13 protein-coding genes are annotated in these 17030 nt (G+C 61.7%); 6 read left to right on the forward strand and 7 right to left on the reverse strand.

What is annotated here, in order from left to right:
- The first annotated feature begins 14 nt into the window (after window positions 1-14).
- Together V8J63_RS27150 and V8J63_RS27155 are read left to right on the forward strand one after the other, a co-directional pair.
- On the forward strand, window positions 15-890 hold the full coding sequence (locus tag V8J63_RS27150; RefSeq protein ID WP_336464941.1) for a metal ABC transporter permease: 876 nt from the start codon (window positions 15-17) through the stop codon (window positions 888-890).
- Window positions 891-1796 (forward strand): metal ABC transporter substrate-binding protein, encoded by a 906-nt coding sequence (locus tag V8J63_RS27155; RefSeq protein ID WP_024013667.1) that lies wholly within the window; start codon window positions 891-893, stop codon window positions 1794-1796. It abuts the gene before it with no gap.
- A gap of 176 nt (window positions 1797-1972) precedes the next feature.
- Here the strand turns inward: V8J63_RS27155 and V8J63_RS27160 are convergent, their stop codons facing one another.
- The 5 genes from V8J63_RS27160 to V8J63_RS27180 all read right to left on the reverse strand — a co-directional run bounded on the left by V8J63_RS27160 (window position 1973) and on the right by V8J63_RS27180 (window position 6538).
- Window positions 1973-2197, reverse strand: a complete 225-nt coding sequence (locus tag V8J63_RS27160; RefSeq protein WP_016770808.1) for an MbtH family protein — start codon at window positions 2195-2197, stop codon at window positions 1973-1975.
- A gap of 82 nt (window positions 2198-2279) precedes the next feature.
- Window positions 2280-3692 carry an aspartate aminotransferase family protein gene (locus V8J63_RS27165; protein WP_336464936.1) on the reverse strand — a complete coding sequence of 471 codons (1413 nt, stop codon included), beginning with the start codon at window positions 3690-3692 and terminating at the stop codon, window positions 2280-2282.
- 106 nt (window positions 3693-3798) lie between these two features.
- Complete coding sequence (locus V8J63_RS27170) at window positions 3799-4320, reverse strand: GNAT family N-acetyltransferase (RefSeq protein WP_123443498.1); 522 nt, start codon at window positions 4318-4320, stop codon at window positions 3799-3801.
- Between the two features lie 215 nt (window positions 4321-4535).
- Window positions 4536-5858 (reverse strand): ATP-binding protein, encoded by a 1323-nt coding sequence (locus V8J63_RS27175; RefSeq protein ID WP_038860405.1) that lies wholly within the window; start codon window positions 5856-5858, stop codon window positions 4536-4538.
- Window positions 5858-6538, reverse strand: coding sequence for a response regulator (locus V8J63_RS27180; protein WP_016770812.1), 681 nt, complete (start codon window positions 6536-6538; stop codon window positions 5858-5860). Before V8J63_RS27180 ends, V8J63_RS27175 begins: the two co-directional genes overlap by 1 nt.
- A gap of 253 nt (window positions 6539-6791) precedes the next feature.
- Between V8J63_RS27180 and V8J63_RS27185 the strand changes: the two genes are divergently transcribed.
- From V8J63_RS27185 to dsbG, 4 genes are all read left to right on the forward strand, one after another.
- Window positions 6792-7484 carry a hypothetical protein gene (locus tag V8J63_RS27185; protein ID WP_160767786.1) on the forward strand — a complete coding sequence of 231 codons (693 nt, stop codon included), beginning with the start codon at window positions 6792-6794 and terminating at the stop codon, window positions 7482-7484.
- A 97-nt stretch (window positions 7485-7581) separates the two neighbouring features.
- A complete protein-coding gene (gene dsbD / locus V8J63_RS27190; protein ID WP_336464937.1) occupies window positions 7582-9315 on the forward strand; it encodes a protein-disulfide reductase DsbD in 1734 nt (577 codons plus the stop codon).
- The gene (locus V8J63_RS27195; RefSeq protein WP_323164656.1) at window positions 9315-10196 is read left to right on the forward strand and encodes a TlpA disulfide reductase family protein; all 882 of its coding nucleotides are present in this window, start codon (window positions 9315-9317) and stop codon (window positions 10194-10196) included. The genes dsbD and V8J63_RS27195 overlap by 1 nt, the downstream gene beginning before the upstream one ends.
- The gene (gene dsbG / locus V8J63_RS27200; protein ID WP_336464938.1) at window positions 10172-10942 is read left to right on the forward strand and encodes a thiol:disulfide interchange protein DsbG; all 771 of its coding nucleotides are present in this window, start codon (window positions 10172-10174) and stop codon (window positions 10940-10942) included. The genes V8J63_RS27195 and dsbG overlap by 25 nt, the downstream gene beginning before the upstream one ends.
- Window positions 10943-11065: 123 nt before the next feature.
- Here the strand turns inward: dsbG and V8J63_RS27205 are convergent, their stop codons facing one another.
- Window positions 11066-11881, reverse strand: coding sequence for an alpha/beta fold hydrolase (locus V8J63_RS27205; RefSeq protein WP_336464939.1), 816 nt, complete (start codon window positions 11879-11881; stop codon window positions 11066-11068).
- A 192-nt stretch (window positions 11882-12073) separates the two neighbouring features.
- Window positions 12074-17030 (reverse strand): amino acid adenylation domain-containing protein (locus tag V8J63_RS27210; RefSeq protein WP_336464940.1); only part of this gene is annotated, 4957 nt, incomplete at its 5' end.

Here is a 17030-nt window from a genome sequence, read left to right on the forward strand (position 1 = left end):
AAGCCTTTCGTTTGATGGTCCAGGGTTGGGCATCGTCAGGTTATCTGCCCGAGGCGCTGGCCTACGGTTTTGTGGTCAACGCCCTGCTCGCCGGCCTGCTGATCGGCCCGGTGCTGGGCGGGCTCGGCACGCTGGTGGTGGTCAAGCGCTTCGCGTTCTTTTCCGAAGCAGTCGGCCATGCCGCGTTGACCGGTGTCGCCATCGGCATCCTGCTCGGCGAACCCTACACCGGCCCGTACGGCAGTCTGTTCGGCTACTGCCTGCTGTTCGGCATCCTGCTCAATTACCTGCGCAACCGCACCGGACTGGCACCGGATACGCTGATCGGCGTGTTTCTCTCGGTGTCACTGGCACTGGGCGCGAGCCTGCTGCTGATTCTCGCCGGCAAGATCAACGTGCACATTCTGGAAAACGTGCTGTTCGGTTCGGTATTGACCGTCAACGGCAATGATCTGGCGGTGCTGGCCATCGTCGGTTCGCTGGTCATGGCCCTCGCCCTGCCGCTGTACAACCGCATCATGCTCGCCAGTTTCAATCCGCAACTGGCGGCGGTGCGTGGCGTAGCGGTGAAGACCCTGGATTACCTGTTCGTGATCCTGGTGACCTTGATCACCGTCGCGGCAGTGAAGGTGATTGGCGCGATTCTGGTCGGTGCCTTGCTGGTGATTCCTGCGGCAGCGGCGCGCTTGCTCAGTCAGTCGCTGAAAGGGTTTTTCTGGTGCTCGGTGCTGATCGCTACCGTCAGCACCCTGTGCGGGATTCTTGCGCCAATCGTGTTCGACCTGCCGATCCCGTCCGGCGCTGCGATCATTCTGGTCGCCGGCATCGCTTTCGCCCTCGCCGCCATTGCGCGCGGCGTCGTCCCCAGCCTGAAAGGGAACCTTGGATAAATGGCTTTTTCATTGCGTAACCTGACTCTGGCCATGGCCCTGTGTGGCGTGGTCTGCACTCCGTTGATGGCGGCTGAAACTGCGAAACCGTTACGCGTTCTGGCCTCGTTACCGATCACCTATGGATTGGGCGAAGCATTGCTCAAGGGTACCGACGTCAAACTTGAACGTGCGGCGCCGGCCAACCTGCCCGGCAGCCGCCAGACCGCGTATTTCACCGGCCGTGGCGCTCCGGCGCTGAGCAAACTGGCCACCGACGCGGACGCGGTAATCGGTCTGCGTTCGCTGTGGGCCGATGATCCGCTGTACCCGATCGCGCGCCGTAGCAACATCCGTATCGTCGAAGTCGACGCTGCGCGCCCGGTCGACGGCGCCCTGCCCGGCATCGCCGTGCAGCCGGGCCTGCAGGTTGATGGCCTGAACAGTCAGCCATGGCTGGCGAGCAACAACATGGGGCGCATGGCCGATGTGATGGCCGCAGACCTGGTGCGCCTGGCACCGAGCGCCAAGCCTGCAATCGAAGCCAACCTGGCGGCGTTGAAACAGCGTTTGCTGAAACTCAGCGCGGACACCGAAGCGCGTCTGGCCGAAGCGGACAACCTGAGCGTGATGAGCCTGAGCGATCACTTCGGCTATCTGATTGGCAGCCTCAACCTTGAACTGGCCGGACAGGATGCGCGTCCCGATGCCGATTGGACCCCAGAGGAGTTGAAGAAGCTGACAGCGACGCTCAAGGACAATGACGTGGCGGTGGTGCTGCACCATCGCCAGCCCGCGGAGCCGGTGAAAGCGGCGATTGCCGAATCCGGCAGCCGCCTGGTGGTGTTGAGTACCGATGCGGCGGATCCGCTGGCGGAGCTGGAGGGGAATGTGGATTTGTTGCTCAAGGGGTTGAGCGGAGCGTAGTTTTAGTAAGTCCGCGTTATCGTTCTTCGCGAGCAGGCTCGCTCCCACAGGGGATCGCATTTCAATTGTGGGAGCGAGCCTGCTCGCGAAGAGGCCCGCACCCACAACGTCACTCTCCAGACATGAAAAAACCCGCTGACCATCACTGGTCCAGCGGGTTTCTTTTGCCCGGTCGCTTATTGCGCCGCGACTTGCGCATCCATCTTCTGGCGCAGGCTCAATGGGCGCATGTCGGTCCAGACTTCTTCGATATAGGCCAGGCATTCCTTTTTCAGGCCGCTCTTGCCCACGGTGCGCCAGCCTTGCGGCACAGCTTTGTAATCGGGCCAGATCGAATATTGCTCTTCGTGGTTGACCACGACCTGAAAGAGGATGTCCTCGCGGTCGAATACTGACGTCATGCTGGTTCTCCATCGTTGTAAGGGCGGCTGCACAAAGAATGCAGCCGGGTATGTAGAAAGAACGTTCGCCGCGCGGAAAAATTTACAGCGCGGTGGTGGCAGCGGCCAATGCGCGACCGAAGATCTCGGCCACCCGGTCGATTTCCGCGGCAGTGATCACCAGCGGCGGCAGGAAGCGCACCACTGCGCCATGGCGACCGCCCAGCTCCAGAATCAGGCCACGCTTGAGGCATTCACGCTGGACCAGCGGCGCCAGACGCGCAAACGCTGGCGGATGACCGAGCGCGTCGGGCGCGCCGTTCGGGTCGACCAGTTCAACGCCGAGCATCAGGCCACGCCCACGAATATCGCCCAGCTGCGGGAAGTCGCGTTGCAGGATGTGCAGATGCTCGCTGAGTCGATCACCCATGGCGGCTGCGTGCTCGCAAACCTTGTGCTCCACCAGATAGCGCATCACCGCTGAACCGGCGGCCATGGCCATCTGATTGCCGCGGAACGTGCCGGCATGGGCGCCCGGTTGCCAAGTGTCGAGCCAGTCGCGGTACACCACCACCGCCAACGGCAGGCTGCCACCGATAGCTTTGGACAGTACAACCACATCCGGAACGATATCCGCGTGTTCAAAGGCAAACATCTTGCCGGTACGGGCGAAACCGCTCTGGATCTCATCAACGATCAACGCCACACCGGCCTTCTCGGTAATCCGGCGCAAGCCGCGCAACCACTCGACGTCCGCCGGTATCACGCCGCCCTCGCCCTGCACCGCCTCGACAATCACCGCCGCCGGCAATTGCACCCCGGCCTCGGGATCGTTGAGCAGGTTTTCCAGATAACTCAGATTGGCGTTGACGCCCGCCGCGCCGCCGAGGCCAAACGGGCAGCGGTAATCGTAGGGGAACGGCATGAATTGCACGCCGTTGCTGAGCAAGGCACCCAATGGTTTTTTCGGCCCCAGGCTGCCCATCAGGCTCAACGCCCCCTGACTCATGCCGTGATAACCGCCGGAAAATGACAGCACGGTGCTGCGCCCGGTTGCGGTGCGCACCAGTTTCAGCGCTGCTTCCACGGCGTCGGTGCCGGTCGGGCCACAGAACTGGATCTTCGCTTGCGCCGCCAGCTCTGTCGGCAGCAGTCCGAACAGGTCCTGGACGAATTGATCCTTGACTGGCGTGGTCAGGTCGAGGGTGTGCAGCGGCAACTCATCGGCCAGCACTTGCTGGATCGCCTCGATCACCACCGGGTGGTTATGCCCCAGCGCCAGCGTGCCGGCTCCAGCCAGGCAGTCGATGAATGTACGTCCTTCAACATCCTCGACATACAAGCCCTTGGCACGCTTGAGCGCCAAGGGAATACGCCGAGGATAGCTGCGTGCGTTGGACTCCTGCCGGCTCTGCCGCGCCAACAACGGTGATTCGTTGAATTCGAACAACGTTTCCGCCGGCGCCGAGGCGACCCGGGCCGACGACGCTTCGATAAGACTGGTGGCGACTGACATCTCTCGACCCCTCAATTCGCTATGGATAGTGACCAGAACAGCACACCGACAGGTGCGCGTTCCGGTCGCGGGGCGCACTTGCAGGTTTTCCTGTTCTGGAAACGCTTCAGCGCGGTTCGGATTTACACCCTTGATCGAGTTGTCCGGCCGGTGAGGACAAAGGTTTGCGCAGCGGCACGGTTTGCAAGCCGTTGGAAAGACCGGGTGGCGCTGCCTGTTGGTAACCCAGGTGCCGATAGAACCCCTCGGCGGTGCGGGTGCTGTTGAGGTGAGCATTGCGCACACCGCGAACCCGCAACCAGCCTTCGACATTCTGCATCAGCGCCCGGCCGACGCCTCGGCGGAAGGATTCCGGCTGGACGTAACACAGCAGGATTTCGCCACTGACCCGGGCCATGCCGACACCGACCGGTTTGTCATCAAGCAAAGCGACGCAGAGATAGAAATGTGGGTCGGCGAGCCGGCTACTGATGAAATCGGCGGAGGAGCGGTTGAGCCAGTGGTTGACCAGAAGCGGATGGTTGCGGTGATCGAGTGCACATCCGATGCGGATCGAGCGCTCGACTATACGGTTGATGATGCCGGTGTCGGCCAGGGTGGCCGAACGTACGCAGACGGGTGCTTCCATGGCGCAGTTCCCTCAATCCATTGAGTCAAAGCTGGGTTGACCTTAGCCCCAACCCTGGCGGATAGCGAACGCCGAGAAGTTACATTTGATGTGCCAGAACATGGTTTTTTGTGGGAGCGAGCCTGCTTGCGAAAGCGTCGGACCAGTCAACGTCGATGTTGAGTGAGTTACCGCATTCGTGAGCAGGCTCGCTCCCACAGGGGTCTGAGGTGAGATCAGAGGGTTTGCAACGGCATGGTCAGTTCGACCCGCAAGCCATCCGGGCGGCTGTCGAAATGCAGGGCGCAGTCACAGCGCTGGACAATCGCCTGGACAATCGCCAGACCCAGCCCGCAGCCGGTGCTCTGCCCGTTGCGCCAGAAGCGTTGGGTCAGATGCTGCAAATCATCCGGCGCAATGCCCGGGCCATGGTCACGCACGACAAAACGCACGCGATTGCCGATGTTTTCCAGATGGACCTCGACCGCGCAATCTTCAGGCGTATGGCGCAGGGCGTTGTCGAGCAGGTTACGCAGTGCAGCAATCGCCAGCACAGCAGGCATTTGCAGCGGTGCGGCGGACAGGTCGTCCGGCACGTGCAGTTTGATCCGCAGCCGTTCACCGCCAGTGGCGTCCTGAATCGCCAGTCGGGCCACTTGCTCGGCGCTGCATTGCGAGCCGTCATCGAACGACAGGCTGCCTTCGACCCGCGCCAGCAACAGCAACTGTTCAAGGGTGCGGTGCAAGCGATCGGCGCCCTCCTCGGCGCGGGCCAGCGACTGATCGCGGGCACTGCCATCGGTCATGCGCGCGACTTGCAGGTGGGTCTTGATCGCCGTCAGCGGACTGCGCAGTTCATGCGCGGCGTCACCGGTCAGGCGACGTTCACGCTCGATGGTCTTGCCGATGCGCTGGAACAATTGATTCTGGGTTTCCAGCAACGGCTTCAATTCGCTGGGAAACGCCTGCAACTGCAATGGCTCAAGGGAATCGGCATTGCGCCGCATCAGCGCCTCGCGCAGACGATTGAGTGGTGCAAGACCCTGACCGATGCCCAGCCACAGCAGGCACAGGCAACCCAGCAAGGCCACACCGACCGGCACCGAAGCGGCGAGCAGAATCGACATGTTCAAGGCTTCGCGTTCGATCTGCCGATCCGCCGTAGTGATGCGCACATCGCCCCGGGCCAGGGTGAAACTGCGCCACGGTGCGCCGTCGATCATTTGATCGTGGAAGCCCATTTTCTCGGCTTCCAGCGCTTGCTCGGGGTTGTTGTGGCTTCGCGCGAGAATCTCGCCGCGCAATGAGCTGACCTGACAGGCCATGCCGCCGGGAATGTTCAGCTGTTCAGCACTGAAGTGGGTGCCCTCACCTTTGCTCGGCAGCGTCGGCAATTGCTCGAGCAAGCCGGCGACCATGCGCGCGGAGGCAACCAGACGCTGGTCGAGAGAAAACATCATCTGATTGCGCAGATCGCTGAGCATCCACGCCGCCGCCAGCGCCCAGATCAACGCGAAGGCAGCGCCGAGCGTCAGACTCAGGCGCAGGCGCAGACTCATCACTTGCCTTGCTCTCCGCCATCGGCAGGCCCGAGGCGATAGCCCAGACCACGCACGGTTTCGACGATGCCTTTGCCAAGCTTGCTGCGCAGATGATGGATATGCACGTTCAGTGCGTTGCTTTCCAGTTCGTCGTTGAAGCCGTAGACGCTGTCCTTCAGTTGCTCGGTGGACAGCACCCGGCCGCGATTGTGCAGCAATGCCTGCAACAGCGACTGCTCGCGCCGCGACAGGTCCACCGGTTGCCCGGCGAGGCGGGTTTCCCGGCTGCTCGGGTCGTAAGTAAGCGCGCCATGCTCGATCAGATTGACACTGCGCCCGGCCACTCGGCGCAACAGGGTTTGCAGGCGAGCGAACAGTTCGCGCAGGTCGAAAGGCTTGAGCAGGTAGTCGTCAGCGCCGGCCTGCAGACCGTCGACACGATCGGTCACCGAGTCACGGGCAGTAAGGATGAGAACCGGGATCTCCAGGCCGCTCTGCCGCAATTGCTGGAGCAACTTGAGGCCATCTTCGTCGGGCAACCCGAGATCGAGAACCATCACGTCGAATTCGGCGACCTTGAGCATCGCCCGCGCCTTGGACGCGGTGTTGACGTGCTCGACGGTCAGGCCCTGTGCCTTGAGCCCGGCGACGATGCCGCTGGCGATCAGCTCATCGTCTTCGCAAACCAGTACGTGCATAGGGGCTCCGGAAATAAAAAAGGCGAGTGAAGCAGGCAAGGATTAAGGGGCAATTATGGCGGCACACGTCGACTTCGCAAAGCTGCACGAGAATGCAGTCAGGTTGTCGCAGCCCAGCAACCGACGCGAGCACGCCCAGCAAACTTTATTACCCCGTTACCCATCCGGAAACAATTCCAGCCTTTATCGCCAACGCAACTTCATCTAGTTTCAACCGGCAACTTCAACCCCACACTTAAATGGACTTTCAAACATGACCAACTTGAATAACTTTGTTGCCATAGACTGGCGCTCCGGCCCTGATCGAATTTATTTTTTCTTCAAGGACACCGATACCTATTCGCGCTTTGATCTTGGTGACAATAGTGTCCCGTCCAATTATCCAGCCGCCACGGCAGGCAACTGGGACAACTTCGCCCCGTATACCAAAGATCTGCGCTTTGGCTTGACTACCACTTCCTTCGGCTGGAACGCCGGAAGTGACGAGGATATTGCCTGGTTTTTCTTCTATGACGGAACAACTCCGATGGTCTGCAAATACGATCAGGACAGCGATAAAGTTGCCGCCTTCTACAAGGTAGCCGACTCGGTATGGAAGCCGATTCTTCCATATTTTGACAAGATCATCGCCGGCACCTGGTTTCAACTGACCGGCCACCCTTTTCTGTTTCGATTCATCCTCGATGACGGCCACTACTTGTCTTTCGACTACAAGGCCAAGACCGTCAAGTACAACCGTTTCGGCGAATATCAGCTGGGCGCGCTGAAACCTTACAAGGACCGGATAATCACCGCGGCGCAGAATGACCGGACATTTGCAGACAGTTACTGGTATATCTTCCTGACCAACAATCAGTACCTCACTTACAACATTCAGTCCGACCGACTCGTTGCCGGCCCCAGAACCATTGATGACGGTAATTGGCCCGGCCTGCTGCGTGGCTGATTGGTCAATCCCGGCGAGCCTAGTAGGATAGGGTTAATTATCGGTTAATCGCCGCCGCCCATCCTGCACCCCACTTGCACAGGGACAAGGCTCCTCCATGCGTCATTTTTTTCTTCTGTTTGCTCTACTGGTTTCCGGTCTGGCTCAGGCCGGAAACAATCCGTTCGAGTCCAAGCCGGACTTTTTACCCGTCGACAGGGCATTCGTACTCACCTCCGAGCGTCTGGACTCGGGCGAAACCCAGCTGTTCTGGCAGATCACCGACGGTTACTACCTGTATCAGAAACGTTTGAAATTCGACGGACTGGCCGCCGATCAGCAGCCGGTGTTGCCTGAAGGCGAATCCCACAGCGATGAGTTTTTCGGCGAGCAGCCGGTGTACCGCCAGGGCCTGGAAGTGAAAATCCCGGCGGCGGCCAGCGGTCAGATCAAAGTCAGCTATCAAGGTTGCGCCGATGCCGGTCTGTGCTATCCACCGCAAACCCGGGTGATTGATCTGGGAGGCAAAGCCGCAGCAATAACGGGCGGTGAAGCGCCGGATCAGGCCTTGGCCAGCAGCCTGCAACAACGAGCGCTGGGCTGGAGTCTGCTGGTGTTCTTCGGACTCGGCCTGCTGTTGGCGTTTACCCCGTGTTCGCTGCCGATGCTGCCGATTCTCGCCGGGATGATCGTCGGCAGTGGCGCCACACCACGGCGCGGGTTTGCCTTGGCCAGCAGCTACGTGATCTGCATGGCGCTGGTGTATGCGGCGATGGGCGTGATTGCTGCGCTGCTCGGTGCGAACCTGCAGGCGTGGTTGCAGAATCCTTGGCTGCTCGGTGCGTTTGCCGCCATTTTCGTGGTGCTGGCATTGCCGATGTTCGGCTTCTTCGAGCTGCAACTGCCGGTGGCCCTGCGTGATCGTCTTGAACATGCGTCGCGCAGCCGCAGCGGCGGCAGCCTGATCGGCGCCGGTGTGCTGGGCGCATTGTCCGGTCTGTTGGTCGGGCCGTGCATGACCGCGCCACTGGCCGGCGCGCTGCTGTACATCGCGCAGAGCGGTAACGCGTTGCACGGCGGTCTGATTCTGTTTGCACTGGGCATCGGCATCGGTGTGCCGCTGTTGCTGCTGGTCACCGTGGGCAACCGCTTCCTGCCAAAACCCGGGGCGTGGATGAATCTGCTCAAGGGCATATTCGGCTTCCTCTTTCTTGCCACTGCATTGTTGATGCTGCGCCCGGTACTGGACCCGTCGTTGTGGTTGGGGCTGTGTGGTGCACTGCTGTTGATCGCCGCTTACAGCGCCTGGAAACAATCCGCAGGGTTTGGCCGCGTCGCGCAGATGTTTGGCGCCCTGTCCTTGTTGCTCGGTTTGTGGGGCAGCTTGTTGGTGATCGGTGCGGCGGGCGGCAGTGATGATCCGTATCAGCCATTGCAGGTCTACAGCGCCGGCCCTGTCGCCAGCGCGGCGCCGATGGGTCACGATGCCTTCAGCACAATCAAGGAACCGGCCGCCCTGCAACGCGAACTCGACGCGGCCAAGGCTCAAGGCCAGTGGGTACTGCTCGATTACTACGCCGACTGGTGCGTGTCGTGCAAGGTCATGGAGAAGAAGGTGTTCGGTGAGGCCAAAGTCATGCAGGCCCTGAGCGATGTGCGCCTGCTGCGCCTGGATGTGACCGCCGACAACGCTGCCAGCCGTGAGCTGCTCAGTCGCTATAAAGTGCCGGGGCCGCCGACGTTCATCTGGATCGGCGCTGACGGCGAAGAACGCCGCAGCCAGCGCATCACCGGCGAGGTCGATGCCGACACCTTCCTGCAACGCTGGTCCGCCACCCGAGATGCCAACTGATGCTGACGTTCACCCTCGGCACCTTCGCCATCGCGCTCAACCACCTGCTGCTGATCAGTGCTCTGGCGCTGGCCACATTTGTCGGCTGGCGAGTGGCCAAGCGCGGCGGCGAGAACCCCGAGTCGGCGCTGTTCAGCCTGTTTTTGCTGGGCATGCTCGCGGCGCGCGTTGCGTTTGTCGCGCTGTACTGGTCGCACTATCGCAATGACCCGTGGCAGATCATCGATCTGCGCGACGGCGGTTTCCTCGCCTGGCCCGGGGTCATCGTGCTGTTGCTGACGGCGTTGTATCGCGGCTGGCGCCGGCCCGCTTTGCGTCGACCGTTGGGCTTCGGAGTGGTCAGTGGCGTGGCGTTCTGGCTGCTTGCCACCCTGTCGCTGAATATCTACGAACAGGGTACGCGCCTGCCGGATATATCCCTGCGCAACGCCGCTGGCGAAACCATCAAGCTCAGTGACTATCAGGGCGGGCCGCTGGTGATCAACCTCTGGGCGACCTGGTGTCCGCCGTGCCGGCGAGAAATGCCGGTGCTGGAAAACGCCCAACAGCAGCGACCGGACCTGACCTTCCTGTTCGTCAATCAGGCCGAAAGCATGCAAAGCGTGGCAACGTTCCTGGAAACCCAGGGCCTGAGCCTGAACAACGTGCTGTTCGACCGCCGCGGCCGTCTCGGTCAGGCCGTGGGTTCCATGGCGTTACCGACTACGCTGTTCTATAGCCCGGACGGTCGCTTGCTGACCAGTCACCTCGGTGAACTGTCGAACGCCAGCCTCGCCCGCGCCCTGGAAACCTTCGACACTTCGCCTTCAAGCCCGAATCAGGCCGTTGCCCCGGCCAACTCTGCAAGGAAACTGCCATGCCCCGCCTCCGCCACCTGCTGACGCTGACCCTGGGCACTGCCCTGCTGCACTTGCCGTCGGTACAGGCTGCTGAAGAACTGCCTGCGGCGATCAAAAAGATCGAAGCCAAGGGCGCGAAAATCGTCGGCCAGTTCGACGCCCCCGACGGCCTGCGCGGGTACGCCGCGCAATACCAGAACCGCGGCATGGCGCTGTACCTGACCCCGGACGGCAAACACGTCGTGGTGGGTAACCTGTACGACGCCGACGGCAAGGACCTGAGCAGCGAGCCTTTGCAGAAACTGGTCTACGCGCCGATGTCCAAGGAAGTCTGGGCCAAGTTCGAGGCGAGCAACTGGATTCAGGACGGCAACACGGATGCACCGCGTACGGTGTACCTGTTCAGCGATCCGAACTGCCCGTACTGCAACATGTTCTGGGAACAGGCACGGCCATGGGTCAAGGCCGGCAAAGTGCAGTTGCGCCACATCATGGTCGGCATCATCCGCGAAGACAGCCCGGGCAAATCAGCCGCGCTGCTGGCGGCGAAAGACCCGGCCAAGGCTCTGCAAGATCATGAGAGCGCCGGTAAGGGCAGCGCCCTCAAGGCGTTGAAAGACATCCCGGTCGCCGTGCAGACCAAACTCGCGGCCAACATGCAATTGATGGAAGACCTCGAACTGCAGGCCACCCCGGCGATTTTCTACATGGACGACAAAGGCGAACTGCAACAACAGCAAGGCGCGCCTTCGCCGGACAAGCTGGTGAAGATTCTCGGGCCTAAGTAGTTTTTCCATCGCTTGGACCGGCCCTTTCGCGAGCGGGCTCGCTCCCACAGTTGACTGCATTCCCTCAGCCAGAATGCGATTAACTGTGGGAGCGAGCCTGCTCGCGAATGAAGCTCACTCGGTCTAGCGGTTGCGCTCGGCCAGAAACGCCAGCAGTGCCTCAGTCACAAACCCGGGATTCTCCAGATTGGAGATATGCCCCGCCTCCGGTACCAGCACGCACGGGCAACCGATCAATTCAGCCATTTCCCGGGCTTCCGAGGGTGGTCGCGGTTTGTCCTGATCGCCGCACAATACCAGCGTCGTCGCCGGGTTCAGCTCGTCCAGGCGTGGCAACAGGTCGTTGCGGCCAAACGTGATGCGGCCCATCGGCACGATGCTGTCGCGCAAACGCTCGGGCGAGTAGCCCTGCAGTTTTGCGCGGAAGCCCTGATACAGCGCCGACTGCGGGTCGATGCCCGGGCGGAAGAAGATTGGCACAACGATGTCGAGCAATTGTTCGGAGATGGTGCCGCTGTCTTCGATCTGCTTGAACAACGAGAAGTAATACTGCCGGGTCGGTTCCGGCTCGACGCCGACGTAGGTGTCCATCAGCACCAGACCGTTGAGACGTTGCGGTGCGGACAGTGCCAGGCGCACGCCCCACATGCCGCCGACCGAAAGCCCGACGAGGGTGACGTGGTCGATGTCCAGATGATCAAGCAAGGCCTGCGCCTGTCGGGCGATGTCATCCAGCGATGTCGTGCCTTCAGGTAACTTGCCGGACTCGCCATGACCCCACAGATCCAGGGCGATGACGCGATAGTGCGGGGTCAGCGCGGCGATCTGCGGCGCCCACATCGCTTGATCCCAGAGATAACTGCCAGCCAGCAACACGGCGGGGCCGGTGCCTTGATCAATGTAGTGCAGTGCTTGTCCGTCAACCGTGAAAAAGGGCATCGACCACCTCCGCGAGAAAAAACAGAACCGGCAGACTGAGCTGCCGGTTGTTGATCGTCAAGGATGGAAATGTACGGCAATGTACAGACGCCATTCGCGAGCAGGCTCGCTCCCACAGGGGATTTGTAAACAACACAGATCCTGTGTGGGAGCGAGCCTGCTCGCGAAGAGGCCGGCCCAGGCGCTGAAGAACTACAACCCCTCCAGCTCCGCCATCAGATCATTCAACCGATCAACCTTCTCCTCGGTAATGTCACTGGCCGCCAGTCCATCGATGTATTCGGCGAGTTCCTCCACCGTGCTGCATTCGAACATCGCGCGCAGCGGCACGTTGCGTTGCAGGGCTTTTTGTACCCGCGATGCAATTTGCGTAGCCAGCAGCGAATGCCCGCCCAGTTCGAAGAAATTGTCGCGCACGCCGACCTTTTCCACTTTCAGCACCTCAGCCCAGATATCAACCAGGATCTGCTCCAGCTCGTTGCGCGGCGCCAGATAATCCTCGCTCTGCAACTGACCGATCTCCAGCGTTGGCAAGGCTTTGCGGTCGAGTTTGCCGTTGGCATTGAGTGGCATTTGCTCCAGCCACAGCCAGTGCAGCGGCACCATGTATTCCGGCAGTTCGGCGCGCAGGCGCTGCTTGATCCGCTCCAGGCGTTCGCCCGGATTGAGCGCCGCATCGGCCGCGACCAGGTAGCCCACCAGATGCTTGCCGTTGACGCCTTCCTGCACACCCACCGCCGCGTCGCGCACTTCCGGTTGTTCATGCAGGCGCGCTTCGATTTCACCGAGCTCGATGCGGTAGCCGCGAATCTTCACCTGATGATCGACGCGGCCGACGTATTCCAGCACGCCGTCCGCGCGGCGCCGCGCCAAGTCACCGGTGCGGTACAGGCGTTCGCCCGGCGCGCCGAACGGATTCGGCACAAACACCGGCGCGGTGCGCAGCGGATCGCTGACGTAGCCGCGACCGACACCGGTGCCGGCAACGCACAGCTCACCCACCGCGCCCAACGGCACCAGTTCCAGCGCGCCATCGACCAGGTACAGCAAGTTGTTATCGGTCGGCGTGCCGATCGGCAAGTAACTGCCGCGCGTTGAAGCCATGTCGACACGGAAGAACGCCACATCATCCGAGCATTCCGCCGGGCCGTAAGCATTGACCAGACCAATGTCCGGGTAACGCAGCAGCCATTGATGGGCCAGTTCCGGCGGCATCGCTTCACCGGTCGGCAGCATCCAGCGCAAACCATCGAGGCTCAGACGCTCGGAGCCGAGCATGCCCTGAATCAGCGATGGCACACTTTCCAGCACGGTGATGCCCTGCGCCTGTACATGCGCCAGCAGACCTTGCGGATCGTGGGCAATCGCATTCGGTACGATGTCGACCCGTGCGCCGAACAACGGCGCGGCAAGGAACTGCCAGACGGAAATATCGAAGCTTTGCGAGGCGGTCTGCGCGATCACATCGGCCTCGCTCAAGTCGAGGTACGGGCGTTTGCTCAACTGGTTGTTGAGCATGCCGCGCTGCTCGACCATCACGCCTTTTGGCAGACCGGTCGAACCCGAGGTGTAGATCACATAGGCGAGATTGTCCGGGCCGCTGTGAATGCCGAGATTGTGCGTCGCTGCGGCCGACGCCTGGACCTCTTCCCACACCAGCAGGCGCGGGCGATTCGAACAGCCAAACTCTTCGAGCAAGGTCTGCGCCTGCTCTAGGCAGGCTGCGCTGCACACCAGCAACGGCGTGCGGCTCAGCTCGATGATGCGGCTCAGGCGCTGGCTCGGCAGACCCGGGTCCAGCGGCAGGTAACCGGCACCGGCCTTGAAACTGCCGATGATCATGCCGAGCAGGTCGAGATTACGCTCGGCCAGCAGCGCCACCGGTTGATCCATGCGCACACCGGCAGCGACCAGGGCATGGCCGAGACGGTTGGCGTTGTGATTCAGTTCGGCATAGCTCAATTGCTGATCGAGGCAACTGGCGGCAACGCGCTGCGGATGCGCCGCGACCTGCGCCTCGAACAACGCCACGTAGCTTTGCTCCAGCGGGTAGTCGTGGCCGCTCTGGTTGCAACCGTGCAGCAGGAAGTCGCGTTCTTCGTCGCCGAGCAGCGGCAAATCGGCCATGTCGCCATGGAAGCCGTCGACCAGCGCCAACAGCAGGCGTTTGAACTCACTGAGCATGCGCTCGACCGTCGCCTCGTCGAAGTAACGTTGGTCATAGGACAGGTGCAAGCCAAGGTCATCGCCCGGGTAACACACCGCCGTCAACGGGAAGTTGGTATGGGTGCGGCCGGAATCCGAGGTCGCATTCAGGCTCTGTGCACGATCAAGCACCGAGACTTCCACCGGGGCGTTTTCGAAGACGAACAGGCTGTCGAACAACGGCTGGCCTTTGGGCAATTCGCTCTGTTCCTGGATGTTTACCAGTGGCAGGTATTCGTACTCGCGCAGTTGCATGTTGCTGTCGAGCAAAGCGCTGAGCCATTGACGCACGCTGCTGCGCTGATCGTCCTCAGGCATCTTCACCCGCAGGGCGATGCTGTTGATGAACAGGCCGACGGTGCGTTGCATTTCCGGCATCTCCACCGGCCGCCCGGCCACGGTCACGCCGAAGAGCACGTCGCGATCGCCGCTCAGGCGCCGCAAAACCAGAGCCCACGCAGCTTGGGCGAAGGTGTTGACGGTCAGTTGATGTGCCTGCGCCAGTTCCCGCAACCGTGCTCCGTCTTCAACATTGAGGCGGGTGTAACGGTCGCCGACGATCATGCCGCCGCTTTCACCGGCGTGTTCGCGCAGGAACGGCCGGTCGCTCGGGATCGGCGTGGTGCGCTCGAAGCCTTGCAGATTCTGCCGCCACCACTGCCGCGCCTCGGCCAGGCTCTGGCGTTGCAGCCAACCGATGTAATCGCGATAACGCGGCGGCACGCTCAACTGCGCTTCACGACCTTCACCGAGGGCGGTGTAGATCTCGAAGAAGTCGTTCATCAGCAGAGAACGGCACCAGGCGTCGATGAGGATGTGGTGGTTGCTCATCATGAACCAGTAGCGCGCCGCGCCGACCTTGATCAGGCGCAGGTGGAACGGCGCCTGATTGAGCAGATCGAACCCGGATTCGCGCTCGCTTTTCAGCAGCGCTTGCAGCTGTGGTTCCTGCTCGGTTTCGGCGACGGCGCTCCAGTCCAGATACTCGATCGGCGTACGTCCCGGCGTATGAATCACTTGCAGCATGTCTTCGCCGACGTTCCAGCAGAACGAAGCGCGCAATGCTTCATGACGAGCGACCACCGCTTGCCAGGCCTGGGCGAAACGCTCGGGGTCGAGTTCGCTGTTGATGCGATATCGATCCTGCATGTAGTACAGACCGGTGCCCGGCTCGAGCAAGGTGTGCAGCAACATGCCTTCCTGCATCGGCGTCAGCGGGTAGACATCTTCGATGTGCGCGGCCGGCACCGGCAGCGCATCGAGTTGCGCCTGAGTCAGTCTGGCCAGCGGGAAGTCCGATGGCGTCAGGCCGCCGGCTTCGTCTTGCAAACAATGGGCGATAAGGCTTTGCAGCTCACCGAGGTAGGCGGCGGCCAGATCGTTAATGGTTTGCGCCTCGTAACGCTCGGCACTGAAAGTCCAGCGCAGCAGCAGTTCTCCACCGTAAACCTGACTGTCGACGCTCAGCTCGTTGGGCAACGGCGCCTGCGGATCGTGGGCTGCACCGATTGGCTCATCGAGAGGACGGAACAGCGCATCGCTGCCGAAGCTCTGGTCGAACTGGCCGAGGTAGTTGAAGGTGACCTGCGCCTGCGGCAGCGCGGCCATGTTCTGGCGGCAGCCGTCATCAGCCAGATAACGCAACACGCCATAACCGAGACCTTTATGCGGAACGGCGCGCAATTGTTCTTTGATCGCCTTGATCGAAGCGCCCTGCCCGGCGGCCTCTTCGATATTGTGCGGGGTCAGGCGCAGCGGATAAGCGCTGGTGAACCAACCGACGGTGCGGGTCAGGTCGATCTCGTCGAACAGGGTTTCGCGACCGTGTCCTTCCAGTTGAATCAGTGCCGAGGGCTGGCCGCTCCAGCGGCACAGCACACGGGCCAGCGCGGTCAGCAGCAGGTCGTTGACCTGAGTGCGATAAGCGCTCGGTGCCTGTTGCCGCAACTGCCGGGTGCGCTCGGCATCGAGGCGTACGCTGACGGTTTGCGCATGGCGATTCTGCCTGCCGCCCTGCGGGTTTTCGCAAGGCAGATCAGCGCTCGGCCCGGCCAGTTGCGCCTGCCACCAGCTCAATTCCTCACGCAGCGATTCGCTGCCGGCGTAGGCCTGCAAACGCGCGGCCCAGTCCTTGAAGGCGCTGGTTTTCGCCGGCAGGTTCAGCGGCTGCGCAGCGTCGAGTTGGCGATAGGCGGTTTGCAGATCATCCAGCAGAACGCGCCAGGAAACGCCGTCGACGACCAAGTGGTGGATGGCGATGAACAGGCGTTGCTGAACATCCGCAACATCGACCAGCACCGCGCGCAGTAACGGGCCGTTGCGCAGATGCAGACTGCGTTGCGCGTCGGCGAACAGAGATTCGCACCGATCCAGCGAATCGACGCTGACTTGCCAGAGCACATCCTCATTCGTCAGCGCTTGATGCGTCGCTTGCCATGCATCATCGGTTTCAGTGAAACGCAGACGCAGCGCATCGTGCTGCTCGATCACCGCCAGCAAGGCTTGCTGCAATCGTTGCGGCTCGAGGCGCACAGTCGGTTCCAGCAACAGCGCCTGATTCCAGTGCTGGCGCTGGGGAATGTCCGTATCGAAGAACCAGTGCTGAATCGGCGTCAGGCGCGACTCGCCGACCACCAGGCCCTGCTCGGCAGTCACTTGCTGGGTGCGACTGGCAACGGCGGCGAGCGTCTGCACGGTCTGGTGCTGGAACAGGTCGCGCGGGCTGAAGTGAATGCCCTGCTGACGCGCGCGGCTGACCACTTGAATCGACAGAATCGAGTCGCCGCCGAGTTCGAAGAAGTTATCGTTGAGGCCGACCTGCCTGACGTTGAGCACATCGCACCAGATCTGCGCCAGGGTCTGCTCCAGCTCATTGCTTGGCGCGACATAGTCCTGACGATTCAACTCGGGATCGGGCGCTGGCAAGGCGCGGCGGTCGAGTTTG

It is taken from the genome of Pseudomonas sp. CCNWLW23 (genome assembly GCF_037095675.1).
In the GTDB taxonomy this organism is placed as follows: domain Bacteria; phylum Pseudomonadota; class Gammaproteobacteria; order Pseudomonadales; family Pseudomonadaceae; genus Aquipseudomonas; species Aquipseudomonas atacamensis.

Coding starts and splice junctions, on each gene's coding strand:
- V8J63_RS27150 (WP_336464941.1), top strand. CDS start 15: ATGGTCCAGGGTTGGGCATCGTCAGGTTATCTGCCCGAGGCGCTGGCC.
- V8J63_RS27155 (WP_024013667.1), top strand. CDS start 891: ATGGCTTTTTCATTGCGTAACCTGACTCTGGCCATGGCCCTGTGTGGC.
- V8J63_RS27160 (WP_016770808.1), bottom strand. CDS start 2,197: ATGACGTCAGTATTCGACCGCGAGGACATCCTCTTTCAGGTCGTGGTC.
- V8J63_RS27165 (WP_336464936.1), bottom strand. CDS start 3,692: ATGTCAGTCGCCACCAGTCTTATCGAAGCGTCGTCGGCCCGGGTCGCC.
- V8J63_RS27170 (WP_123443498.1), bottom strand. CDS start 4,320: ATGGAAGCACCCGTCTGCGTACGTTCGGCCACCCTGGCCGACACCGGC.
- V8J63_RS27175 (WP_038860405.1), bottom strand. CDS start 5,858: ATGAGTCTGCGCCTGCGCCTGAGTCTGACGCTCGGCGCTGCCTTCGCG.
- V8J63_RS27180 (WP_016770812.1), bottom strand. CDS start 6,538: ATGCACGTACTGGTTTGCGAAGACGATGAGCTGATCGCCAGCGGCATC.
- V8J63_RS27185 (WP_160767786.1), top strand. CDS start 6,792: ATGACCAACTTGAATAACTTTGTTGCCATAGACTGGCGCTCCGGCCCT.
- dsbD (WP_336464937.1), top strand. CDS start 7,582: ATGCGTCATTTTTTTCTTCTGTTTGCTCTACTGGTTTCCGGTCTGGCT.
- V8J63_RS27195 (WP_323164656.1), top strand. CDS start 9,315: ATGCTGACGTTCACCCTCGGCACCTTCGCCATCGCGCTCAACCACCTG.
- dsbG (WP_336464938.1), top strand. CDS start 10,172: ATGCCCCGCCTCCGCCACCTGCTGACGCTGACCCTGGGCACTGCCCTG.
- V8J63_RS27205 (WP_336464939.1), bottom strand. CDS start 11,881: ATGCCCTTTTTCACGGTTGACGGACAAGCACTGCACTACATTGATCAA.